This is a genomic window from Pseudomonas sp. LBUM1640 (assembly GCF_059716225.1).
In genome coordinates, this window is record NZ_CP166816.1 from 3,494,983 (window position 1) to 3,515,974 (window position 20,992).

At 59.0% G+C, this 20,992-nt stretch carries 16 protein-coding genes and 1 pseudogene; 8 read left to right on the plus strand and 9 right to left on the minus strand.

What is annotated here, in order from left to right; translation table 11 throughout:
* Positions 1-16 precede the first annotated feature (16 nt).
* The 5 genes from ACA065_RS15655 to ACA065_RS15675 form a co-directional block, all read right to left on the minus strand.
* Positions 17-394 carry a response regulator gene (locus ACA065_RS15655; RefSeq protein ID WP_003217591.1) on the minus strand — a complete coding sequence of 126 codons (378 nt, stop codon included), beginning with the start codon at positions 392-394 and terminating at the stop codon, positions 17-19.
* A 78-nt stretch (positions 395-472) separates the two neighbouring features.
* Complete coding sequence (locus ACA065_RS15660; RefSeq protein WP_497690447.1) at positions 473-1,666, minus strand: hybrid sensor histidine kinase/response regulator; 1,194 nt, start codon at positions 1,664-1,666, stop codon at positions 473-475.
* Positions 1,660-2,259 (minus strand): chemotaxis protein CheB, encoded by a 600-nt coding sequence (locus tag ACA065_RS15665; protein ID WP_497690448.1) that lies wholly within the window; start codon positions 2,257-2,259, stop codon positions 1,660-1,662. The genes ACA065_RS15660 and ACA065_RS15665 overlap by 7 nt, the downstream gene beginning before the upstream one ends.
* Positions 2,256-3,086: a CheR family methyltransferase gene (locus tag ACA065_RS15670; RefSeq protein ID WP_497690449.1), complete on the minus strand. Its 831-nt coding sequence runs from the start codon at positions 3,084-3,086 to the stop codon at positions 2,256-2,258. The genes ACA065_RS15665 and ACA065_RS15670 overlap by 4 nt, the downstream gene beginning before the upstream one ends.
* Positions 3,087-6,584, minus strand: coding sequence for a response regulator (locus ACA065_RS15675; RefSeq protein WP_497690450.1), 3,498 nt, complete (start codon positions 6,582-6,584; stop codon positions 3,087-3,089).
* 276 nt (positions 6,585-6,860) lie between these two features.
* Here ACA065_RS15675 and ACA065_RS15680 point away from each other — a divergent pair, with 276 nt between their 5' ends.
* From ACA065_RS15680 to ACA065_RS15700, 5 genes are all read left to right on the plus strand, one after another.
* Positions 6,861-10,211, plus strand: coding sequence for an OspG family effector kinase (locus tag ACA065_RS15680; RefSeq protein WP_497690451.1), 3,351 nt, complete (start codon positions 6,861-6,863; stop codon positions 10,209-10,211).
* A 222-nt stretch (positions 10,212-10,433) separates the two neighbouring features.
* Positions 10,434-10,793, plus strand: a complete 360-nt coding sequence (locus tag ACA065_RS15685) for a response regulator (RefSeq protein ID WP_497690452.1) — start codon at positions 10,434-10,436, stop codon at positions 10,791-10,793.
* 178 nt (positions 10,794-10,971) lie between these two features.
* On the plus strand, positions 10,972-12,366 hold the full coding sequence (locus ACA065_RS15690; RefSeq protein ID WP_497690453.1) for a DUF1254 domain-containing protein: 1,395 nt from the start codon (positions 10,972-10,974) through the stop codon (positions 12,364-12,366).
* A 118-nt stretch (positions 12,367-12,484) separates the two neighbouring features.
* Positions 12,485-14,047 carry a J domain-containing protein gene (locus ACA065_RS15695; RefSeq protein WP_497690454.1) on the plus strand — a complete coding sequence of 521 codons (1,563 nt, stop codon included), beginning with the start codon at positions 12,485-12,487 and terminating at the stop codon, positions 14,045-14,047.
* On the plus strand, positions 14,044-15,042 hold the full coding sequence (locus ACA065_RS15700; RefSeq protein ID WP_497690455.1) for a YiiG family protein: 999 nt from the start codon (positions 14,044-14,046) through the stop codon (positions 15,040-15,042). The genes ACA065_RS15695 and ACA065_RS15700 overlap by 4 nt, the downstream gene beginning before the upstream one ends.
* A 3-nt stretch (positions 15,043-15,045) precedes the next feature.
* On the opposite strand, the gene ACA065_RS15705 is transcribed toward ACA065_RS15700, so the two are convergent.
* Positions 15,046-15,717: a DUF3313 domain-containing protein gene (locus tag ACA065_RS15705; protein ID WP_497690456.1), complete on the minus strand. Its 672-nt coding sequence runs from the start codon at positions 15,715-15,717 to the stop codon at positions 15,046-15,048.
* Between the two features lie 69 nt (positions 15,718-15,786).
* Positions 15,787-16,281, minus strand: coding sequence for a hypothetical protein (locus tag ACA065_RS15710; protein WP_497690457.1), 495 nt, complete (start codon positions 16,279-16,281; stop codon positions 15,787-15,789).
* A gap of 188 nt (positions 16,282-16,469) precedes the next feature.
* On the opposite strand from ACA065_RS15710, the pseudogene ACA065_RS15715 reads away from it, so the two are divergent.
* Together ACA065_RS15715 and ACA065_RS15720 are read left to right on the plus strand one after the other, a co-directional pair.
* Positions 16,470-16,670, plus strand: a pseudogene (locus ACA065_RS15715) (cbb3-type cytochrome c oxidase subunit I); the annotation flags it as partial.
* A 116-nt stretch (positions 16,671-16,786) separates the two neighbouring features.
* Positions 16,787-17,479: an aspartate/glutamate racemase family protein gene (locus ACA065_RS15720; RefSeq protein ID WP_497690458.1), complete on the plus strand. Its 693-nt coding sequence runs from the start codon at positions 16,787-16,789 to the stop codon at positions 17,477-17,479.
* Here ACA065_RS15720 and ACA065_RS15725 read toward each other — a convergent pair.
* On the minus strand, positions 17,476-17,988 hold the full coding sequence (locus ACA065_RS15725) for a GNAT family N-acetyltransferase (RefSeq protein WP_497690459.1): 513 nt from the start codon (positions 17,986-17,988) through the stop codon (positions 17,476-17,478). The genes ACA065_RS15720 and ACA065_RS15725 overlap by 4 nt on opposite strands.
* Positions 17,989-18,167: 179 nt before the next feature.
* Here ACA065_RS15725 and ACA065_RS15730 point away from each other — a divergent pair, with 179 nt between their 5' ends.
* Positions 18,168-19,760, plus strand: a complete 1,593-nt coding sequence (locus ACA065_RS15730; RefSeq protein WP_497690460.1) for an alpha/beta fold hydrolase — start codon at positions 18,168-18,170, stop codon at positions 19,758-19,760.
* A 17-nt stretch (positions 19,761-19,777) separates the two neighbouring features.
* Here ACA065_RS15730 and ACA065_RS15735 read toward each other — a convergent pair whose 3' ends face one another.
* Positions 19,778-20,917, minus strand: a complete 1,140-nt coding sequence (locus ACA065_RS15735; RefSeq protein WP_497690461.1) for a glycerate kinase — start codon at positions 20,915-20,917, stop codon at positions 19,778-19,780.
* Positions 20,918-20,992 lie beyond the last annotated feature (75 nt).

Below are 20,992 nucleotides of genomic sequence, written 5' to 3' on the forward strand. Positions count from 1 at the left end.
GCGGGCAAGCTAGCAGTCAGGCCAGCAAACGCTGGATATGCTCTTGCAGCGTATCCAGGTCAAACGGCTTGGCCAGGATCGGCGCGTTACGCGTGATCGGGCTGTTGCAGTCGAGGATTTCTTGCGGGTAACCGCTGATAAAGATCACTTTCAATTCCGGCCGCAGCTTGATCGCCGGCTCAGCGATCTGCACCCCGGAAATGCCGCCCGGCAGGCGGTAGTCGGTGACCATCAGGTCCAGGTGCGGCTTGGTCGCGAGGATCTCGAAGGCCTGCTCCCCATCAATTGCCTTCAAGACCCGATAGCCCAACCCTGCCAGGTATTCACCCAGCACAAACATAATGGATTCGTCGTCCTCGACGATCAGAACGACATCTTGTGCATCTTCACTCATGGGAAGCCTTTGTCCGGTCAATTGCTGCAGTTACGACCATGGGGTCACGCAGAGGTTGCGTCGAGGTGACGATTGATTTCATGTCGACACCTCAAGCGGCAGGCACACCCGGAACAGCGCACCCTCGCCTATCTGGCTTTGCACTTCGATGGTGCCGCCGTGGGCCGCCACGATCTGCTCGGAAATAAACAGCCCCAGGCCCAGGCCCGCCGAGACGTGGCTGGCGGACACCCGCTCGAACTGCTGAAAAATACGCTTCTGGTTGTCTTCGCTGATGCCGATGCCATGGTCGCGCACCTCAACCCGCGCTTCGCCATGCGCGGTGTACACGCGCACCTCTACCGGGCTTTTGGCCCCATAGCGCAAGGCGTTGGTCAGCAGGTTGGATACCACTTGCTCGATGCGAAACTCATCCCAATTGCCCTCCACCGGGCCTTCGGTCTCCAAGTGCATCGAGGACTCGGCCGCCGCCACTTGCGGTGCGAAGTTTTCCACCAGGTTGTGCACCAACTGGGTGAGGTCGAAACGCGCCGGGCGAATCGACAGTTTGCCGGTGCGGATGCGCGACACGTCGAGCATGTCTTCAATCAGGCGTATCAGGCTTTTGATCTGGCGCTCATCGCGGTCGACCATCGCGTGCATCTTGTCCAGGGTGAACGCCGCGGCGTTATCCCGGGCCAAGTGCATCTTGCGCAGCTGGGTTTCGAGGATCAGGCCGTTAAGCGGCGTACGCACTTCGTGCGCGACGATCGACATGAAGTCATCGCGCATGCGCACCGCTTGCTCCAGTTCGGCCTGGGTGGCTTGCAGGCGCGTCAGTAGCAGCTCCTGCTCGCGACGGCTGCGCTCCAGGGCTTCCACCTGCAGTTTCATGGCCTTGCTCTGGCGATACAGGTCGACGAACACATTGACCTTGCTCTTTACCGCGTGGATATCCAACGGTTTGTGCAGGAAGTCGACGGCGCCGCTTTCATAACCCTTGAAGGCATAGTTGAGTTCGCGGCCGGCGGCGCTGACGAACACAATCGGGATATTTTTGGTTTTTTCGGTGCCGCGCATCAGTTCGGCCAGCTCGAAACCGTTCATGCCGGGCATCTGCACGTCGAGAATCGCCATGGCGAACTCGTGCTCCAGCAACAGTGACAAGGCCTCATCGGCACTCAATGCCTTGTAGACCTGGCGATCCTCGCGCTTGATCAGCGCTTCGAGGGCCAGCAGGTTTTCCGGCAGATCGTCGACGATCAGCAGTTTGGCCTGGATATTACTTAACATGGGGAAGATTCCAGGGAAGCGAGCAATGAGGCAATGCGGCTCAAGGTCAGAATATGGTCGGGTGTATGCAACGCCAGGGCCGCCAACGGCATCACGGCAATCCGTGCTTCAGTGGGGTCTTGGACGACGGTAGTGCCACCCGATTGTTTGACGTGGACCAGTCCACGGGCGCCATCCTGGTTGGCGCCGGTCAGTAGGATCGCGAGCAACCGCTTGCCGTAGGCATCGGCGGCTGACGAAAACAGGTAATCGATGGCAGGCCGCGAATGATGCACACGGTCTTCCTGGCTCAAGGACAGGCTGCGGTCATGCTCTACCGAGAGGTGATAGCCGGGCCCGGCGAAGTACACAGTGCCCGCCTCGATTGCTTGCTTGTCTTGCGCTTCCTTCACCGGAATACGCAGGCGCCGTGCAAACACTTCCGCCAACTGGCTGCGACGCTCATCCGGCAGGTGCAGCACCGCAATGATCGGCAGGCCAAAGCCCTCAGGCAGCTCGCCAAATATCTTCAGCAACGCCTCGACGCCGCCGGCGGAAGCGCCGACGACGATGGCCTCAATCCCGCTGATCGGGTTGGCTTGCGCGTCGTTCATGATTTTCGGTAGATCCGTTCCTGCTTGACCAAGGGTTCGAATTGCTTGCTATAGGCAGAAAAATCCAGGGTTTCCTTACTGCCCAGCACCAGGAAGCCGCGATGACACAGCGACTCATGAAACAATCCGAACGCACGATCCTGCAATTTTTTATTGAAATAAATCAGTACGTTACGGCATGAAATTAATTGAGTCTCTGAGAATACACTATCAGTCGCCAAACTATGATCGGCAAAGGTGACGTTCTCGCGCAGGGTCTTGTCGAAGATCGCGTAATCGTAGGCCGCGGTGTAGTAGTCGGCAAATGAACATTGGCCGCCGGCCTGCTGATAGTTGGCAGTGTAGGCGCGAACATTCTCCAGGGAAAAAATCCCCTGCTTGGCTTTATCCAGGGAGGCGGGGTTGATATCCGTCGCGTAAATGATGGTGCGCTCCAGCAAACCCTCTTCACGCAGCAGGATCGCCATGGAGTACACCTCCTCCCCCGTGCTGCAGCCGGCGATCCAGATCTTGATCGACGGGTAGGTCTTGAGCAATGGCACCACTTCCTGGCGTATAGCCAGGAAGTGCGATGGGTCGCGAAACATCTCGCTGACCGGAATCGTCAGAAATTGCAGCAACTGCATGAACGCAGCCGGGTCGTGCAACACCCGCTCCTGCAGTGCGGAAATGGTTGCGCAGTCAAACTGACGCAGGGCATGCGCCACGCGGCGTTTGACCGACGCACCGGAATAGTCTCGAAAGTCGTAGCTGTACTTGAGGTAAATCGCCTCAATCAGCAGGCGCAGCTCAATGTCGCTGCTTTTTTCCAAAAAAACGTTCTCCACTTAAATGCGTTCCATCTTGGGTAGCCATACGCGAATCAGTGAGAACAGACGGTCCAGATCAATCGGCTTGGCCAGGTAATCGTTGGAGCCCGCCGCGAGGCAACGTTCCTGATCGTCCTTCATGGCCTTGGCTGTCACCGCAATGATCGGCAGCTTTTTCCAGCGCGGGTCCTGGCGAATCAAGGCGGTCGCCTCGTAACCGTCCATTTCCGGCATCATCACGTCCATCAGCACCAGGTCGATATCGTCGACTTCATTGAGTTTGTCGATGGCCTCACGGCCGTTACGCCCGATCACCACCACGGCGCCCTTGTGCTCCAGGGCGCTGGTCAGGGCGAAGATGTTACGCACATCGTCGTCTACCAACAGGATCTTGCGCCCCTCGAAGACCTTGTCGCGGCTGCGCGCGGTCTTGAGCATCTTCTGGCGGTCATGGGACAGCTGGGATTCGACTTTGTGCAGAAAGAGTGTCACTTCGTCCAGCAAGCGTTCAGGTGAGCGTGCGCCCTTGATGATGATCGAGCGCGAATACTTGCGCAGCTCGGCTTCTTCATCGCGGGTCAGGTTGCGCCCGGTGTAGACGATTACCGGCGGGAACGAGCAGATATCCTCGGTGGCCATGCGCTTGAGCAGCTCGTTGCCGAGCATGTCCGGCAGCTTGAGGTCGATGATCATGCAGTCGTAGATGTTGGTGCGCAGCAGGTCCAGGGCGGCCTGGGCATAACCGACATCGGTGATTTCAATGTCGTCGTCGCCGATCAGGCGGGCAATGCTGTCGCGCTGCAGGTCATCGTCCTCCACCAGCAATACGCGCTTGACCTTCTGGGTCAGCTTGGCCTCCAGGCGCGCAAATACGTCCTTGAGCTCTTCGCGGGTGGTCGGCTTGACGGCGTAACCGATGGCGCCCATGTGCATGGCGGCTTCGACGCGGTCTTCCACGGAAATCACGTGCACGGGAATGTGGCGGGTGCTGGCGTGTTCTTTCAGGCGTTGCAGTACGGTCAGCCCGGAATGGTCCGGCAGGCGCATGTCCAGCAGGATCGCGTCCGGGACGAATTCCTCGGCCAGGCTGTAGCCTTCGTCCGCGCCATGGGCAACCAGGCAGTTGTAGCCCAGCTCGTGGGCCAGGTCGAACAGAATGCGCGCGAAGTTCGGTTCGTCTTCCACCACCAGGATGCAGCGGGTGGTGAACGGTGCCTTGTCGCGGTCATCGGCAAAGCGCGGGATCTGCTGGGCATCCGCCACCGGCAACGGCGAGATCGCGATGGGCTTGGGTGTCGGCGCAGCCACTACTTGGCGCGGCGGCTCGACAGGCGCGGCGCCCTCCTCGCGCTCCACGTACTGCTGCGGCAGTACCAAGGTAAACACACTGCCCTTGCCCGGTTCGCTGGTCACGCTGATAGAGCCGCCGAGCAACGTTGCCAGGTCGCGGGAGATCGACAAGCCCAGGCCCGTGCCGCCGTAGCGGCGGTTGGTGGTGCCATCGGCCTGACGGAAGGCTTCAAAGATGCTTTCCTGCTGATCGGGGGCAATGCCGATGCCGGAGTCACGCACCGTAAACGCAATGCCCTCGCCCGGCGCACCCGACACCGACAGGCTGACCTCGCCTTGTTCAGTGAACTTGACCGCGTTGGACAACAGGTTTTTGAGGATCTGCTCCAGGCGCTGGCGGTCGGTAAACAACAGCGTCGGTGCACCTTCCTGAACCTCCACCTGGAAACTTAGCTTGCGGTCGGCGGCCAGCGGTTCGAACATGCCGCGCAGCCCGTCCACCAGGCGCACGACGCTGGAGTTTTCCGGACGCACTTCGAGCTTGCCGGCCTCTACCTTGGAAATATCCAGGATGTCGTTGATCAGGTTGAGCAAGTCATTGCCGGCCGAGTAAATCGACTCGGCAAACTTGACCTGCTCGGCGCTGAGGTTTTCCTGGGGGTTTTCCGCCAACAGCTTGGCCAGGATCAGCGAGCTGTTCAGTGGTGTGCGCAGCTCGTGGGACATGTTGGCGAGGAATTCGGACTTGTACTTGCTGGAGCGCTGCAATTCGTCGGCGCGGTCTTCCAGTTCAAGCTGGGCTTTGTTGAGTTCAACGTTTTTTTGGTCCATGGCGTCGCGCTGCTCGGCCAGGGTCTGGGTTTGCTCGGCCAACTGCTCGTTGGTCTGCTCAAGTTCGGCTTGCTGGGTTTCCAGGTGGGCCTGGGATTCCTTGAGGATGCGCGACTGCTCTTCGAGTTCTTCGTTGGCGGTCTTGAGTTCTTCCTGCTGCACTTGCAGCTCTTCGTTGAGCTGCTGGGTTTCGGCCAATACTTCCTGCAGGCGCTGACGGTAGCGCGCGGCTTCGATGGACGTGCCGATATTGCCGGCAATCAGTTCCAGCAGTTCGACGTCACGCTCTTGCAGCGGGCGCAGGAAACCGAGTTCGATCACCCCGTTGACACGGTCGTCATCACTGGTTGGCATCACCAGAACGCTGCGGGTCGGGCCTTCACCCAGGCCCGAACTGACCTTGAAGTAGTCCACCGGCACATCGTCCAGGCGAATCAGGCGATCGAGCTGGGCGGCCTGCCCAACAATGCCTTCGTCGCTGTAGATCGATTGTTCCTGCTGCTCTTGTTCGCGGGAGAAACCATAGGTGGCCACGCGCTTGAGACCGCCATGCTCTTCTCGCACATACAGCGCCGCGACGGCGGAGCCCATGTATTGGGCAAAGAACTGCAGGATATTGCGGCCCAGCATGTTCAAACTCAGTTGGCCGAGTACCTGCTCGGCCAGTTCGGTCTGGCCGTTGCGCAGCCAGGCTTGCTGTTCCAGGCGCCGTGCAATCTTCTGTTGCGACGCGAGGTTTGCACTGTAACTCTCTGATAAGGCGATTAAATTCTTCCTTCCAACATAGGCGAGGAAACCGCTCAGCCCGAGCACGAACGCCAGGTACAAAGTGACACTGATCACAGTCGTACGGGTGACATCCGCGTTGCGGCTAACACGGAACTGCTGCTCCATGGCTACGGCGTCCACATATTCCTGGCGAATGGTGTCGGTCAGGCTCTTGCCCCGGCCAGCCTTCACCGCCGCGCGGTAATCACCGCTGCTGCGCTGCAGGTCGATCATCGATTGCGCGTACTTATTCCACTCGGCCTGCATCGCCTCCAGGCGTTTAAGGCGATCCACCTGTTGCGGGTTATCCGCCACCAGCTCCTGCAAATTACGCAAATCGCCAATGATGCGCGGCTTTGCCACTTCATACGGGTCGAGGAAATGCTCGTCGCCCGTGATCAGGAAGCCACGCAACCCGGTTTCCAGGTCAACCGTCAGCTTGGACGACTCATTGAGGTTATTGATAACCCGGTCGGTGTGCTCCACCCACTGGATCACCGACAACAGGTAGGTAATCAGCACGACGAAAAATGCCGCACTGAGCACGCCCACGCCCAGAGGCAGCGCCACGTTGCGGCTCAGCAGTTTACGAAAGCTCTTTTCATCGACAGACGACGCGGGAGTCATGGGCATGCCTTGGCCAGGTACGGAAAAAGGGAGAGTTTGCCCGAACATCAGGGGCCAGGGCTATGTTTGCGCGCTGATCTGTCGCAAAAACCTACGCACTGCGTGTAGATTTCGCGCTGATTCCTGCCGGTTTCTTCGACTCATTTACACACCTTAAAACAGATTCCTACAGCCAATGAGGAACGAACTTTCACTGTTATGGCACTCAGGACTGCGCCTCAGGAACACGGAAGATCTTTGGGAAGGCGTCTTTTCTGACCGACCAAGGTAAGCTAAATGAGCATTTCCAGCGTTACTCAGCAACTAGTAAATACTTCCTCCGGCGCCGCCATCAAAGCGCCTGAACTTCCTAAGCAAGGCGCCTCCGGCACTGCAACCGTGTCAACCTTCCAAAGCGCTTCCCCAGCTCCTACGTCACCCACCAAAACCGTGGAACAGCTCTCGGCCGATAAGCAAAATCTTTTCAATCTGGTCGACCAGCTTCGCCAAATGAATACCCGGAATGATGGCAAGCCCCTTACCCCGCCGCAGATTTCAAGCGCATTGAAAAGCCAAATTGAGGTGCCTTTTGCAGGTTCGACCTATGCATTGGCCAGCTCCACACCGCCAACATTGGCGACCGCTATCACCGATCTCGGTTTTGAGTTGCCAACGACCGGCGATCAACTCAGTTCACTGGCCAATCAAATTGAGCAACAGGCCTCAACACCTGCGCTGGGAAATTTTGGGGGCGCGCGTTCCTGGCCCATTCCGATGCCGCAAGAGGACCAGGAGCGCATTCGCGCATTCCTCTTTTCAAGTGGTACGGGCGTGCCTGGCCTGCCATTGCCAAGGCATGGCAATGGCACGTTGCATTACTTGATGGAAGGCGTTTCGTTGACGCATAGCGAGCTGCAAAACCCGTCTCTGGCGCTTCAAAAATTGCTCGACTCACCCAAGGCCCAAGTACTAGGGCAAGCGCTGCAGGCGCACCTGAAGGGCATACCGACCGAAAGCAGTATTTACGATTATCTATTGACCGCGATTAACATTAGGCTCGATCCGGACTCCATCTGGTTTGCTGAACGCAACAAAATAGCCGGGAATCAGTTGGACGAACCCTCGCATTGGGGCGAATCGCCCTCGCTGGTAGTCGAGTGTCTAGGCGGAGAGCTGATCCACGAAGGGCGCGCAACCCCTGCGACCGTTAAACTCGCGACCCACTTGCTGTTGGGTAGGCTGGCCCCGCAGTATTTGATTAAAGACATTCCAAAACACGTCACCGTCGGCGGTATCCTCTGGTCACAGCTGACCATTGCAGCCAGCAAGATCGAAGCACAGACGCCCGGCAAGGTCGCGAGCATGACCTACGTCGAGGTTCTTGCTGCGGCGGAATCCCTGCCGAGCGACACCGTCGACGTTCAAGTTGCCCAGCGCGAAGCCCTTAAAGATTGGGGTGTGGCCAAAGGTATACTGACACTTCCGGAAACCTCATGGCGCGGTGTCGATGGCCGGTTTGTACCCATAGAGCACGAGCCGTCGGAGACCGACATCGAACGGGTCAGAGTGGCCTATAACAGTCGACTGCAAGCGTTAACGACTGCTTCTACGTCGCTGTATACGCCGATACCCAATCGAAAGGCGATTGCGCTCAGGTGCCTTAAAGAGGAGTTTCCGGAGCTTGACCCGAAGGTTTTTGAAGCCAAAGTGTTGGCGAAGCGCTATACGGGAGAAGGCCGCGCGCCGACCGGTGATCCAAGGCCACGCTCGATGCTTGACGTTGCGATGGAGGGTGAAAAACTTGGGGAAAAGTTTAAATGGATCACCAACGACAGTCGGGTGCCAATCGATGCGTTCAACAACTTTGCACGCACCGACAAACTTACTGTTCCCAACACAGAATTCAATAGCGAGTATGACCCGGCGATAAAGGCGCAGAAAGAAGGTAACTACCTGATGGTTAAACACCTGATTTCCGAATTGCCGTTAGCTGATCAAAAAAACCTTGAATACGGCAAACTCGAATATTTCTCCTGCAATGACTACAAGAAAACAGCGGGTAACCGCATCGAAAAGGTGAACCGTGGGCATGTGCTGTACGTGAAAACCACGTTCAAGGACAAGGACGGCGGCAATCTGTACAAATTTGACGCCAGCACCGGCACTGTCACTAAAGAAAATGACCGATTAAAAAAACTCTTCGACCCTGTTGACAATCCAAAACCGAATGAGCAATCGGAACAAACCTTCTCTCTTATTGAGGCCTATCACCCCTTCACTGACTCGCCTGCCCCGAACTCCGAGGAGAACAAAAACGCTACTGCGATCCCCAAGAGCTACGACTCCGACCGGACCAATAACATTGCCGATTTTTATGTCAAGTCCCTGAAATTGGATGATGAGTCTTTACTTAACTATTCCAAGGGCGTGACGTCTTTCGATCATGACCGGTCAGGTGATGCGGCGATTGGTCAGTTCCTGCTCAACCTGATTCCATTTCGGTCTGCCATCGTCAACCTCGGGAAAGGCAACTACGGCGACACCGTAAAAGATTTAGCCCTTGATATATTCGGATTACTCACTGTGGGCGTGGGCAAGGCTGCGCAAGCCGTAAAAGGCTTGGGGCACGGTTTGAACGCGACCTCAAAGATCACCAGGGCCGTGAAGTTCGTTGGCACCGCCGCTATTGATGTGCTCAACCCACTCAATGGCCCGGTCGGTGCCATAGCGCTCGGTGGCACCCTGATTAATAAAACGTTTACCAAGGGCGCTGAGTTGGTGAATAAGCTCAAAGGCGCAACGGGCAGTTACGAGCTACTTAAGGTTGCCAGTAAAAACCAGGGTGTCGTCGCAACGGGCACCTACAAAGGTGTAGACGGCACCTACGAAGGTGCTGCGGTGCTGCACGAGGGCAAATGGTATGGCTACAGCCCCATTACCGGCCGCCACTATGGCAAGCCGCTTGCTATGTTTACGCCTCAAAGCGTAGCCATGGCGGGCGTGATGCAAGATTACAAGGTTTTGGGTACTGGCCTGGCGATGTCCGCAGACACAACAAAACGCGGCCTTCGCCTGACCTTGGATGCCCATGGCCATCTAAATAAGGAGGCAAGTTCAGCCCTCATGGCGGTGAATGGTACAGAGCTAACCCCCAATGAGTTATTTGATTTACTGAAAGCACAGGGTGTTAAGCTGGACAAATACGTAGAAATTCGTTTAACCATGTGTCATTCCGCGTCAGGCGGCGCTAATTCATTTGCTGCGCAATTTGCAAAAATCACCCATAAACCCGTTGAAGGGTTCGTGGGGAAAATGCATGTCAATAATCCTGTCATGGAAGATTTAGCTGCACGGACATTTGCGAATAAAGCCCGCCTGCGGGACTATATTGACGATACGGTCATTGGCAAAAGAAAACACCAAGCTGTTAAGTACATAGAGACAGGCAGAACTGCGGACGGTCGAAGCATCTACACACACAGTCCAGACTACAATCCAGTTCGTTTTGATGCAGACGGCGTTCCGCTTCCAGCCAAGCCGAAGCTACCCTCTTACACTGACACGGTCGCTCGTCCTAAAGTTGAATTTCCTGCACAAAACGGCGAAGCCTCGAAAGTTAATTTCGAAGATTACGATGACCTTACTTGATCGACAGGTTTGAATGAAACGAACGCCCGGCGCGCAGTGCCTGCCGGGCGCTTACCTGGCCTTGCCCTGCAGCGCCCTCTCACAGCACGCGACATTGCCGCCCGTTAGCGCCACAATGTTTCGATGTCTGGGGGAACTTACCTGGATCGACAGGACTCAGGGATGAGAAGGGTCGTTAAATGACTAAAGGCCTGCACTACCAACTCATCAGGAATTTCCCCTATGTCCGCTGCTTCCTCCACCATCCTTGTAGTCGAAGACGACGCCATCGTGCGCATGCTGATCGTCGATGTACTCGAAGAATTGGAGTTCACGGTGGTTGAAGCGGCAGACGCTGAAGCGGCGTTGAAGATCGTCGAGAATACCCATCAGGTGATCGACCTGATGATGACCGACGTAGGCCTGCCCGATATGGACGGTAAACAACTGGCAACCAAGGTGCGGGAGTTGCGCCCTGCTCTGCCGGTGCTGTTCGCCAGCGGCTATGCCGAAAGCATCGACGTGCCGCCCGGCATGCAGGTGATTGGCAAGCCCTTCTCCATCGAGCAATTGCGCGACAAAGTCAAAGGCATGCTGGCCTGATCCCCTCCCAAACCCAGGCGCCGCTACGGCGGCGCGGCATGTCGACTCTCGCAAAGCAGTGTAATGACCCCGCGCCTGCATTTTGCAGGGATTAACGTGACGTCCGGCCAATAAAACTGGAAACTCGGCGCATTGATCTCCCCGCCCTATATAAAGCACTGTGGAAGGACGCAACAACATGATTGGAAAACCGACGCGCCTGCTGTTGGCGAGCCTCTCGATACTCATGAGCACCGGCGCCTTGGCCGACTTCACGGCAACCCCTGCCGAAGCCCGCGCCATTGCCAAGGAAGCCTATCTGTATGGCTACCCGGTAGTGGCGATGTACAAGACGCTCTATACCCAGGCCGTTGATAAAGGCGGTGCCAACTTCAAGGCACCGTTTAACCATATCGGCAATACCGCCCAAGTGTTCACCCCCAAGGACACTGCATTCGCCACCCCGAACTCCGACACGCCCTACTCCTTCGTGTGGATGGACCTGCGCAAAGAACCGTTGGTGCTGACCCTGCCGAAGATCGAAGACAACCGTTACTACTCGGTGCAGTTGATCGACCTCTACACGCAGAACATCGCGTACCTGGGCACGCGCAGCACCGGCAACAATGGCGGCCATTACATGATCGCCGGCCCCGACTGGAAAGGTCAGCAGCCGGTCGACGTCGACCGCGTGGTCTACAGCGAAAGCAATATCGCCTATGCCCTGTACCGCACGCAGCTGTTTGACGAGAAGGACCTGAACAAGGTCAAGCAAATCCAGAACGGCTACAAAGTGCAGCCGCTGAGCCGCTACGTAAAACAGGCAGCGCCGGCCCCGGTGCCTAAAGTCGTCTGGCCCAAGCCAATGGCCACCATGACTGAAGGCCCTCAGCTGTTCCGTTACTTGAACTTCATGTTGTCTTTCGCTGCGCCGCAAGACAGCGAAAAAGACCTGCTGGCACGCTTTGCCAAAATCGGTATCGCCCCTGGGGCACCGTTCAAGCTCAAAGCGTTGAGCGCCGAACAACGTAAAGCCCTGGAAGATGGGATTGCCGACGCCAGGGCTGAGTTTGCGGCGTTCAAGAAAGACAAAATCGACACTCACCAAGTGTCCAGCGGTGACCTGTTTGGCAGCCGTGACCGCCTTAAAAACAACTACCTCTACCGCTACGCTGGCGCTGATCTGGGCATTTTCGGCAACTCTCCCGATGAAGCCGTATACCTGAGCTACCACGTCGACAGCGAAGGCAAACCGGCTAACGGTGCGCGTCACAGCTACACCGTGCACTTTGCCAAGGACCAGCTACCGCCCGCGCAAGCGTTCTGGTCGCTGACCATGTACGACGCCAAAACCAAGCTGCTGGCACCCAACCTCAAGAAGCGCTACCAAATCAATTCGCAGATGCTGCCTAACCTCAAGCGGGACGCCGACGGCGGCCTGACTCTGGCATTGCAGCACCACGAACCGCCGAAGGCCGAACAGAGCAACTGGCTGCCGGCCCCGCCCGGTCCGTTTTACGCCGTGCTGCGGATCTACCTGCCAACGCCTGAAGTGGGCCAATGGAAGCTGCCGCCGTTGACGCCGCTCAAGTAATACCCGTGCCCGGCCGCAACAGGCTTCGGCCGGGCAACGCCTTCGCTGTCTACCGCTGGTTTACCAGGCAATAAAGCAGGTAAGGTGCGTGCGGTGATTTTATGGAGTTGTACCGCACATGACTTGCTGGGATGTACTCGGCCTGCCCTCGGATGCCGATAGCCGCACGATCAAGCGCCACTACGCGACGTTGTTAAAGAAAACCCGGCCGGATGAAGACGCCGAAGGGTTTCAGCGGCTGCGCGAAGCTTACGAACAAGCGTTGAACTGGCAGCAATGGGCACAAGAGCAGGACACCTGCACCGTGGCCGAGGCGCCAATGGCCGTCGCCGCCGACACCTTGCAGGCGCACTACCAGCAGGCGATGGCCGCAGGTCGTGGGCTGGAATTCGAAGTGGCGTTACTCAAACGCTGCCTCTCGGACGACGAGGTCAGCGAAGAAGATCGCCGCTGGGCGTTTGATACGTTTCAGTGGCTGAGCGCCTGGCAACGCCTGGAATTGCCGGACGACTTGATCGACGCCCTGGCCAATCAATGCAAGATGGCTCTCCAATATTCACTGGCCCTGGCCATGGCTCAGCGTGACGAAGCGGGTTTTCTCGCCGCTTATGCGGCGCGCTTTGAACAGCCGTGGCTCAAACAGCCGGCGCATACCCAGTGGTTTAACCAAATGCTGGCAACCATGCTGACCGAAAGCCATTTCTGGTCGCCTGCGGTGTTTGAGGCCGTGCGCGCCGGCCAGGACTGGTATGGCGGCGAGCACGCTTGCCCCGCAGACGAATGGCAGCACCTGTTGCGGCGCCAGCAAGGCCCGGTCTTCATGGCCCATCAGCGTGCGTTGGCGGCCACCGCACCGGACACTCCACAGCAGCGCGCTGCGCGGTTGATGCTGGCGCCGATGTCCCTGGGCCAACGCCGCGCCTTTGCCCAGCGGTTGAGTGAACAAGACTGGGATGCGTGCCGAACGTTGGCCGCGACCCTCAAAGCTGACCACCCCGAGGTTGCACTCGCCATGCCGGGTGGCACACCTTATTTTTGGCAGGATTGGGAAACCGCCATCGACACGTTGCCGCTGCTGGTAGCGATTGTGCTGGGCTGCCTGGCCGGTGCGCTGCTCCAGGCGCCCTGGCAGGCTGGCGCGCTGGTGGGCACCGCGGGTGAGGCGTTGGCGTGGTCGATGGCCTACATGGCCGTTGGCGCGTTGGCCTGGCAAGTGTGGCGCCCGTTGGCGCATCGGTTGCGTGTGTTGGATGAACGCCTCGCAGCAAAACTGCCACGCGGCCTGAGCCCTACCCGTTTACCGCTGTTGCCCGTGCGCGACCTGATCCCGGGTGCGGCCATGAGCATTGCCGTCAGTGTTCAGTTCGGCCCTGTCGCCGGCCTGACGCTGGTGGCGGTATTGGCGGCCATCGGCGCGGGCAAACGCCGAGCACGCCTGAGTGTGAAGGAATGGGCCGCCATCTTCCCGCGCAAGGCTATCGGTGCAATCGGCCTGGGTGCCATTGCCTTTGCGCTGGTGTTCGCCGGGTTTAAATACCTCGACAGCCGCCATCAGGTCAGTCGCAACCAGGGCCTGCAGCAATGGACCGAGCGCGTGTGCAGCCGCATGCCGCAATCCGCCGAGCCCTGCCAGGCGCCGGCGACACACGCGCAATGGTACGGCCAGGAGGCCACCCAATGAACCCGAGCCTGTTATTGCCTGTTGGCGTGGTCTTTATGCTGATGTTGTTCGGCCTGACCGGCGCCGGTACACAAATCCAAGTGATCGAGCTGTGGGTGGATCAGCTCGACAGCCCGCAAACGGCCTCTGCCAGCGCGTTGGCGCCGATCATCGATTGCATGAATCGCGTCGACCGCGACACCCGGTTGACCCTCCAGCGGGCCGCTCACCCACCACAACCCGACGCCGAGCCTGAAGTACAAACTTCGTTGCCGGTGGGCCGCTACGCCCGCTCACGCGAGGAATTTGGCGACAATAACGAGCCGCAGGCACGCCAGATCCAGAAAGACGTGTGCGCGCCCACGATGACCACCAAGCTTGCGCATCAACAACCTGACAGCCCCTTGATCGGCATGACCGCCGAGTACCTGTCGAGCCTGCGAAAAATCATCTCGACGCTGAACGCTTCGTCTCGAGTACGGGAGTTCGGCGGGGCGATGCAGCAACGCTACGAGGAGGACCTCAGCAGAGATGGACAAGCCTACACGGCCATCTCCACCGAGCTGCGCAACGCGCTGGCGCTGGAAGAGCAACGCCTGCGCCCTGCACAGCTGGCCTTGCTGCAAGCGCGCCTGGGTCAGGACCTGCACTGGCAGTTGCTCGACTACATGATCACCGCACGCCAGGCGGTCAACCAGATTGACAGCGGTGTACGCGAGGCCAACCTGACACCTAAGACCCTGGCGGCATTGACCGCTGCGGTACAGCGCGCCAACGAGCGCAGTGCCGCGTTCGTGGACAAAATCCCGAATAAAAACCTCAACGATGAAACCCTGCACCTCTGGTACACCCTCAGAGGTCCCGCCGATGACTACCTCAACGCCTTGCAAAGCATGCTTCAAAACTGGCTCGACCACGCGCCGCCGCAACAGCTGAGTGACGACTACTACCTCGTCACCCGCCGCTACGACGCCCTGCTCAGCTACTACAACCGGCCAGCACGGAACGCGTTTTAGTCCTTAGCGTTTTTTCAGCTTCACAAAGGACTGATGCAGGTCCGACGCCCAGCCATCGATAACGCCTCTGACGTCATCGGCCTTCATCACCTGCGAGTCGTTGGACAGCGGCTTGCCGGTGCCTTTGCGCACCACTTGGGCAATCACCTTGCCACTGGCACCGTCAAGGAACTGCGCTTCGGTGCCCAGGGTGGTTTCCTGGTCGCGAATGCCGGTGCCGGTGCTGACTGCCGCGGCGACCAAGGCCACAGGCACATATTCGTAAGGCTTGAGGCTTTCGGTTTTGCTGCTGACCGCGGTGATGGCCGCGCGCACCACAATCACACCTGGCCCGGGGGTGTTGGCGATCGGCAGTGACTTGGCCAGTTCGCGCTTGAGCGCCTGGTTGTAGTAACTGTTAATGCCGTTCAGGGTGCTGTCCGGGATTTTCGCGGTGGCCTGGGGTTTGGGATAAAACTGGGTCGGTTCGATAAACACCGCGTTGTAGCGGCTCAAGTCCAGGTTGGGATCGACCCAGCGCATCACCTCGGCACCCGAAGGTGACTTGGCCTCTTTGAGTTGGCTGTAGTCCGAGAGAAAGCCGGAATACTCGTCCGGCTGGGTGACCTTGCTGGCACACCCTGCCAGTGTGATTGACGCGACGCATAGTGCGCTGACCATTAGCCTTAGTTTCATCATTGAGCTCCCTGGAGGCGATCATCGAAACATCGAGCTATAGGTATAGCCAACGCCGCGTCAAATTGCTCAGCCGCGCTCGCGAGGGATCAGGCTCTGCAGCTGCGCCGCCAGGAAGTTGGCATCGAAGGCGTAGGTGTCCGGGTCTTTCAGGCCATTGGTTTTCTTCCACAGCCAGTCGTTTTTATCCGCCGGCAGCACCAGCGATACGCTGCCGTGCCGCGCGGCGGTCAGGCCCATCACCGACACCGAAATCGAGCCGCCAGCGCCCATGACTTCCGGTACGAACTCCACGGTCTTGCCAGTGATCTGCACCGTCAGTTTTTCGGTCTTGAAGGTCGATGTCTCAACCGGCAGGCTCGGGCCGCTGGCGACATAGGCTTCACGCTGGACTTCCAGCAAGCCAACGGTCTTGACCGGCTCCAGCCACTGCTCGATCTGCCCGAACAGCTCGCCGAGCTTTTGCGCCCAGCGGGCCGATTGCACATCAAATTGCTGTTTTTTGTGCGCTTCGCTGTCGGCGTAATGACGAAGCATCTCGCCCAGTTGCTGTACATCGTCCATTGCGGAACTCCTTGGGTGAGCCAGGTTGCAAGCGGTGATCATGGCAGATGCTGCGCCTGGCCGTACGATTAACGCCTGCGCGACAGCGAGCTGGCGCTGATCCGTAGGAATGAGCTTTCTCTGAGCCTGTTTTGTTTTGCCCATGCTTCCTACAGTGCCCGCCACTTGGAACCGTGGGAGGGCTGAGCATGAGCAGTGCAACAATCGAACAGGCCTATAACTATAAAGTCGTCCGCCAATTCGTCATCGCGACCCTGGTGTGGGGCGTGGTGGGCATGGCCATGGGCGTGTGGATCGCGTCGCAATTGATGTGGCCGCAAATGAACCTTGATCTGCCCTGGACCACGTTTGGCCGGCTACGGCCGCGGCACACCAGCCTGGTGATCTTTTGATGCGCGGATCGCTTTAGATGTGAAACTGCACCGGTCATTCTGCGGGTAACTGCGTATGACTAAACTGCGGCCGATGGGTAAGGTGAGGCCACATCCCCTGTCCGGAGCATCGCATGCGTACCATCGGCCTTATCGGCGGCATGAGCTGGGAGTCCAGCGCCGAGTATTACCGCATCATCAACCAGCGCGTACGCGATCAGCTGGGTCCGCTGCGCTCGGCGCAACTGCTGATGTACAGCGTGGATTTCGGCCCGGTGGAACAGGCCCAGCATGCCGGCCGTTGGGATGACGCCGCGCTGATCCTCGAAGAGGCCGCGCGCCGCTTGCAAGCCGGTGGCGCCGAGTGCGTGGTGCTGTGTACCAACACCATGCACCTGGTAGCGCCGCGCATCGAGGCGGCGGTGTCGATCCCGTTCCTGCACATTGCTGATGCGGCAGGTCAAGCCGCTGTTGAGGCCGGCACGCTGACGGTTGGCCTGCTCGGCACCGCATTCACCATGGAACAGGACTTTCTCAAAGCGCGCCTGGCTGCTCAAGGCCTGACCGTGCTGGTGCCTGACGCGGACGAGCGCCACGCTGTGCACCGGATCATCTATGAAGAGTTATGTGTCGGGGTGATCAGTGACGCATCGCGCCAGGTCTATCAACGCGTGATCGAGTCGCTGGCCGCGCGTGGCGCCCAGGCGATCATCCTCGGTTGTACGGAAATCGGCCTGCTGATCAAGCCAGAGCACAGCGACTTGCCGCTGTTGGACACCACCGAGCTGCATGCGCAGGCTGCGGTGGCGTTTGCTCTGGGGGATTAAGCCGACTTGCGCAGGCGCGCCATACTGACGGTGTCGACAAACTTACCGTCACGCAGGGCGTAATCACGCAACAGGCCTTCGACTTCAAAACCGAATTTTCGGTACAGGCTTTGTGCCGCTTCGTTGTCGGCGTACACCGTCAGTTCCACGCGGCGCAGGTTCATCCAGTTGTCGGCCACGTCCAGCGCCGCCGCCAACAGCTTCGAGCCCACGCCCTTGCCCTGCCAGGCCGTGGCCACGCCCATGCCGAATGAGCCGACATGGCTGCGGCGCACCCGCAGGGTTTGTTCCAGGCCAAGCTGGCCGATCACCTCACCGCCATGCACGGCCACCAGCTGTAGCCGCCGCTCGTTATCCAGCTCCAGCTTGTTGCGCCAGGCTTCGACTGACTGGAAAGGCATTTGCAGCACCTGACGGCATACGGCCGGTTCGTTATAGAGCGCGGCCACGCCTTCCAGGTGGGCTTCAGTAAAGCGCTGGATCACGATATGGGGTTCAGGTGTGTGCATTGTGTTTCATCCTTTGAAAGACAAGAGGCAGGCCAGTGTAGGACGCAAGCCTGCACTATGGAAAGCCACGTGAGCTCTCAGAGTTTACCTGCCCCAAACGCATCGGCTTCCTACAGGCCTGCTCAACCGATTTTGCAATACTTTGCAGCTTCCAAGCATGAACAGGATGTATCGGCGTAATGATGAAACAACGGGCGATCGTCGCCAGCATTGGTGTGGCCCTGTTACTGGCGGTCAGTGCTTGCGGAACCAGACCGCAACCCCAGCTGGGTATCAGATGGCTACCGGACTGCGAGGGTCGCCCCATCAGCGGGCTGGACCCGGAAGTGGTCTCCAGGACACAGTGCGGTATCGCGACCGTGCCGTTGGATCACCTCAAACCCAGGCTCGGTAACCTCAAGCTGGACATCACCCGCGTTGCAGCCCTGGAACCGCAAAAGCGCGCGGGAGCACTGTTTACCAACCCTGGCGGCCCGGGTGCCGATGGCAGCGGGTTTGCTGTGGTCTTGGCGTCGCTATGGAAAAGTTACGCGGATATGCCCGATGGTGAGGCCTATCAGCACCTGACGAATACGTATGACATCATCGGCATAACCCCCCGTGGGCTAGGCAGTACGCCGGACGCGCAACTGGTATGCCAGTCCGACGAAATGATTGTGGCGCAAAACGACATCACCGAAGATCGCAGCGCGGCCAATATCGAGGCGATCCGGCATAACGCCGGGGTATTGGCCAGGGGTTGCGCCAGCCAGCGGATCGCGCCTTACATCAATACGGAGCAAACCGCGCGGGACATGGAGTTCGTGCGCCTCGCGCTCAAAGAACCCACCCTCAACTATTTTGGCAACTCCTACGGTACGTGGCTGGGCGCCTGGTACGCGGGCCTGTTTCCCGAGCACGTCGGACGCATGGTGCTGGACTCCAATACCGACTGGACCTCGACCTTCCAGAACGCCTCGTTGATCCAGGCGCCAGAGAAGGAGCGGATCTTCACGCGTTTTGTTGCGCAGCGCGCTGCCGAAAACCCGAAGGCTTACCAAATGGGCAACGATCCCCGGGCCATCGGCGAGATTTTTACAGGCTTGCTGCCCCAGGTGCGCGTCGCCCTGCGCTCTGACAGCGAGTTTTACAGCTCAATCGAATACTTGGTGGCGGCGCGCGCACTCAGCGACTGGTTACGCCAGTCGCCCGAGCTGAAAGACGCGCAATTACAGAAAAAAGCCAAGGCTTATCGGTTCAGCCCCGACCCCGACATTAACCAACAGGCGAACAGTGCATTTACGCAGCTGCTCAGTGTCATCCGTAACCCGGCGCCCTGGAATGACATCGAACCGGGCCCGTTAAAGCTCGGCCCGGCCGTGTCTGTACGCAGTACCGTGTTGTGCAATGACTCGCCTGCGGCGAACGACGCATTCTGGGTCGAGAAGGAAAACCAGTATGCCGCCCGCTACCCGGTCGGAGGCAGTTTTTTCCAGGCCAGGCATTGCGCAGGTTGGAGCGCCAAGCCGCTGGCCGGTGTGCCGCTGGATAAACTTGCACAGGCTGACAGCATCGTGATGGTTCAGGCCGAGTACGACGGTCAAACACCTGCATCGGGCGCCCTTAACGCCTTCCGCAGCTTGCCCAATACCCGCCTGGTGTTGCTCAAGGGGGTTAATCAGCACGGTGTTTCTTTCGCCGACCTGAGCGCCTGCGTGAACCGTAATGTGGGTGATTACCTGGCGTACGGTCGTAAACCCGACCGTATTGCGACTTGCTTCGTGTCAGATTGAGCCCACGCGCAACAGGTTCACCCTCGCGTCGCCGCCCGCCACAAACGAGCGGCGTCTGCCGCACGCTCGCGCAGCAAACGCGGTGCTTCATGACAGGCTTGTTCCAGGCTCATTGGCCCGGACGGCAAGGCAAACGCAGCATCCACACCGTGGGCGTACATTTGCTCGTAGCCATCGCCCAAAGTGCCGGCGATCACGATGACCGGAACGCCGTGCTGCCGGGCAATGCGGGCGACGCCAAACGGAGTTTTACCGCGCAACGTCTGGGCGTCGAAACGGCCCTCGCCGGTGATCACCAGGTCCGCACCGCGCACGGCCGCGTCCAGACCAACCAGCTCGGCAACAACCTCCACACCCGCGCGGAACTGCGCACCGAGAAAGGCTTTGGCGGCAAACCCCAAGCCGCCCGCGGCACCGCTGCCAGGCTCATTGCGCACGTCTTTGCGCAACACCTTGGCGCAATGATCGGCAAAGTGGCCAAGCGCCGCGTCCAATTGTTCGACCTGCTGCGGATTAGCGCCTTTCTGCGGACCAAAAATCGCCGAAGCACCCTGCGGGCCACACAGCGGGTTGTTCACATCAGCAGCAATCTCAAACCGCACCTGCGCCAACCGTGGGTCCAGGCGCTCAAGGTTGATACGCTCCAGGCCGGCCAACGCCAGGCCACCCGGCAGCAACGCTTGGCCTTGTGCATCGAACAGCTCCACGCCCAGCGCTTGCAGCGCCCCCGCGCCGCCGTCGTTGGTGGCACTGCCGCCAATCGCCAGGATGACGCGTTGCGCGCCCGCCTCCAGCGCCGCGTGAATCAGTTGGCCGGTGCCGTACGTGCTACTCGAACAGGCGTCACGCTGCCCCGGCCGAACCAGTTGCAAGCCGCTGGCTTCAGCCATCTCAATGATTGCAGTGTGACTCTCAGCCAACCACCCCCAGCGCGCGTCAACCGTGTTACCCAGGGGGCCTCGCACCGACTGGCTGCGCAACTCGCCGTTGCACGCAGCGAGTACCGCATCCACCGTGCCTTCACCGCCATCCGCCATCGGGCACTGGACCAATTGCGCATCCGGCCACACCTGAGCCAACCCTTCGGCAATGGCCTGGGCGACGCCTTCGGCACTCAGGCTGTCCTTGAACGAGTCGGGGGCGATGATGATTTTCATGGGCTTTCTCCGGTTTTTATAACGCCCATGCTGCCAGTTGGCTGCGGCAATAACGCCGGTCCGATGCACAAGTGT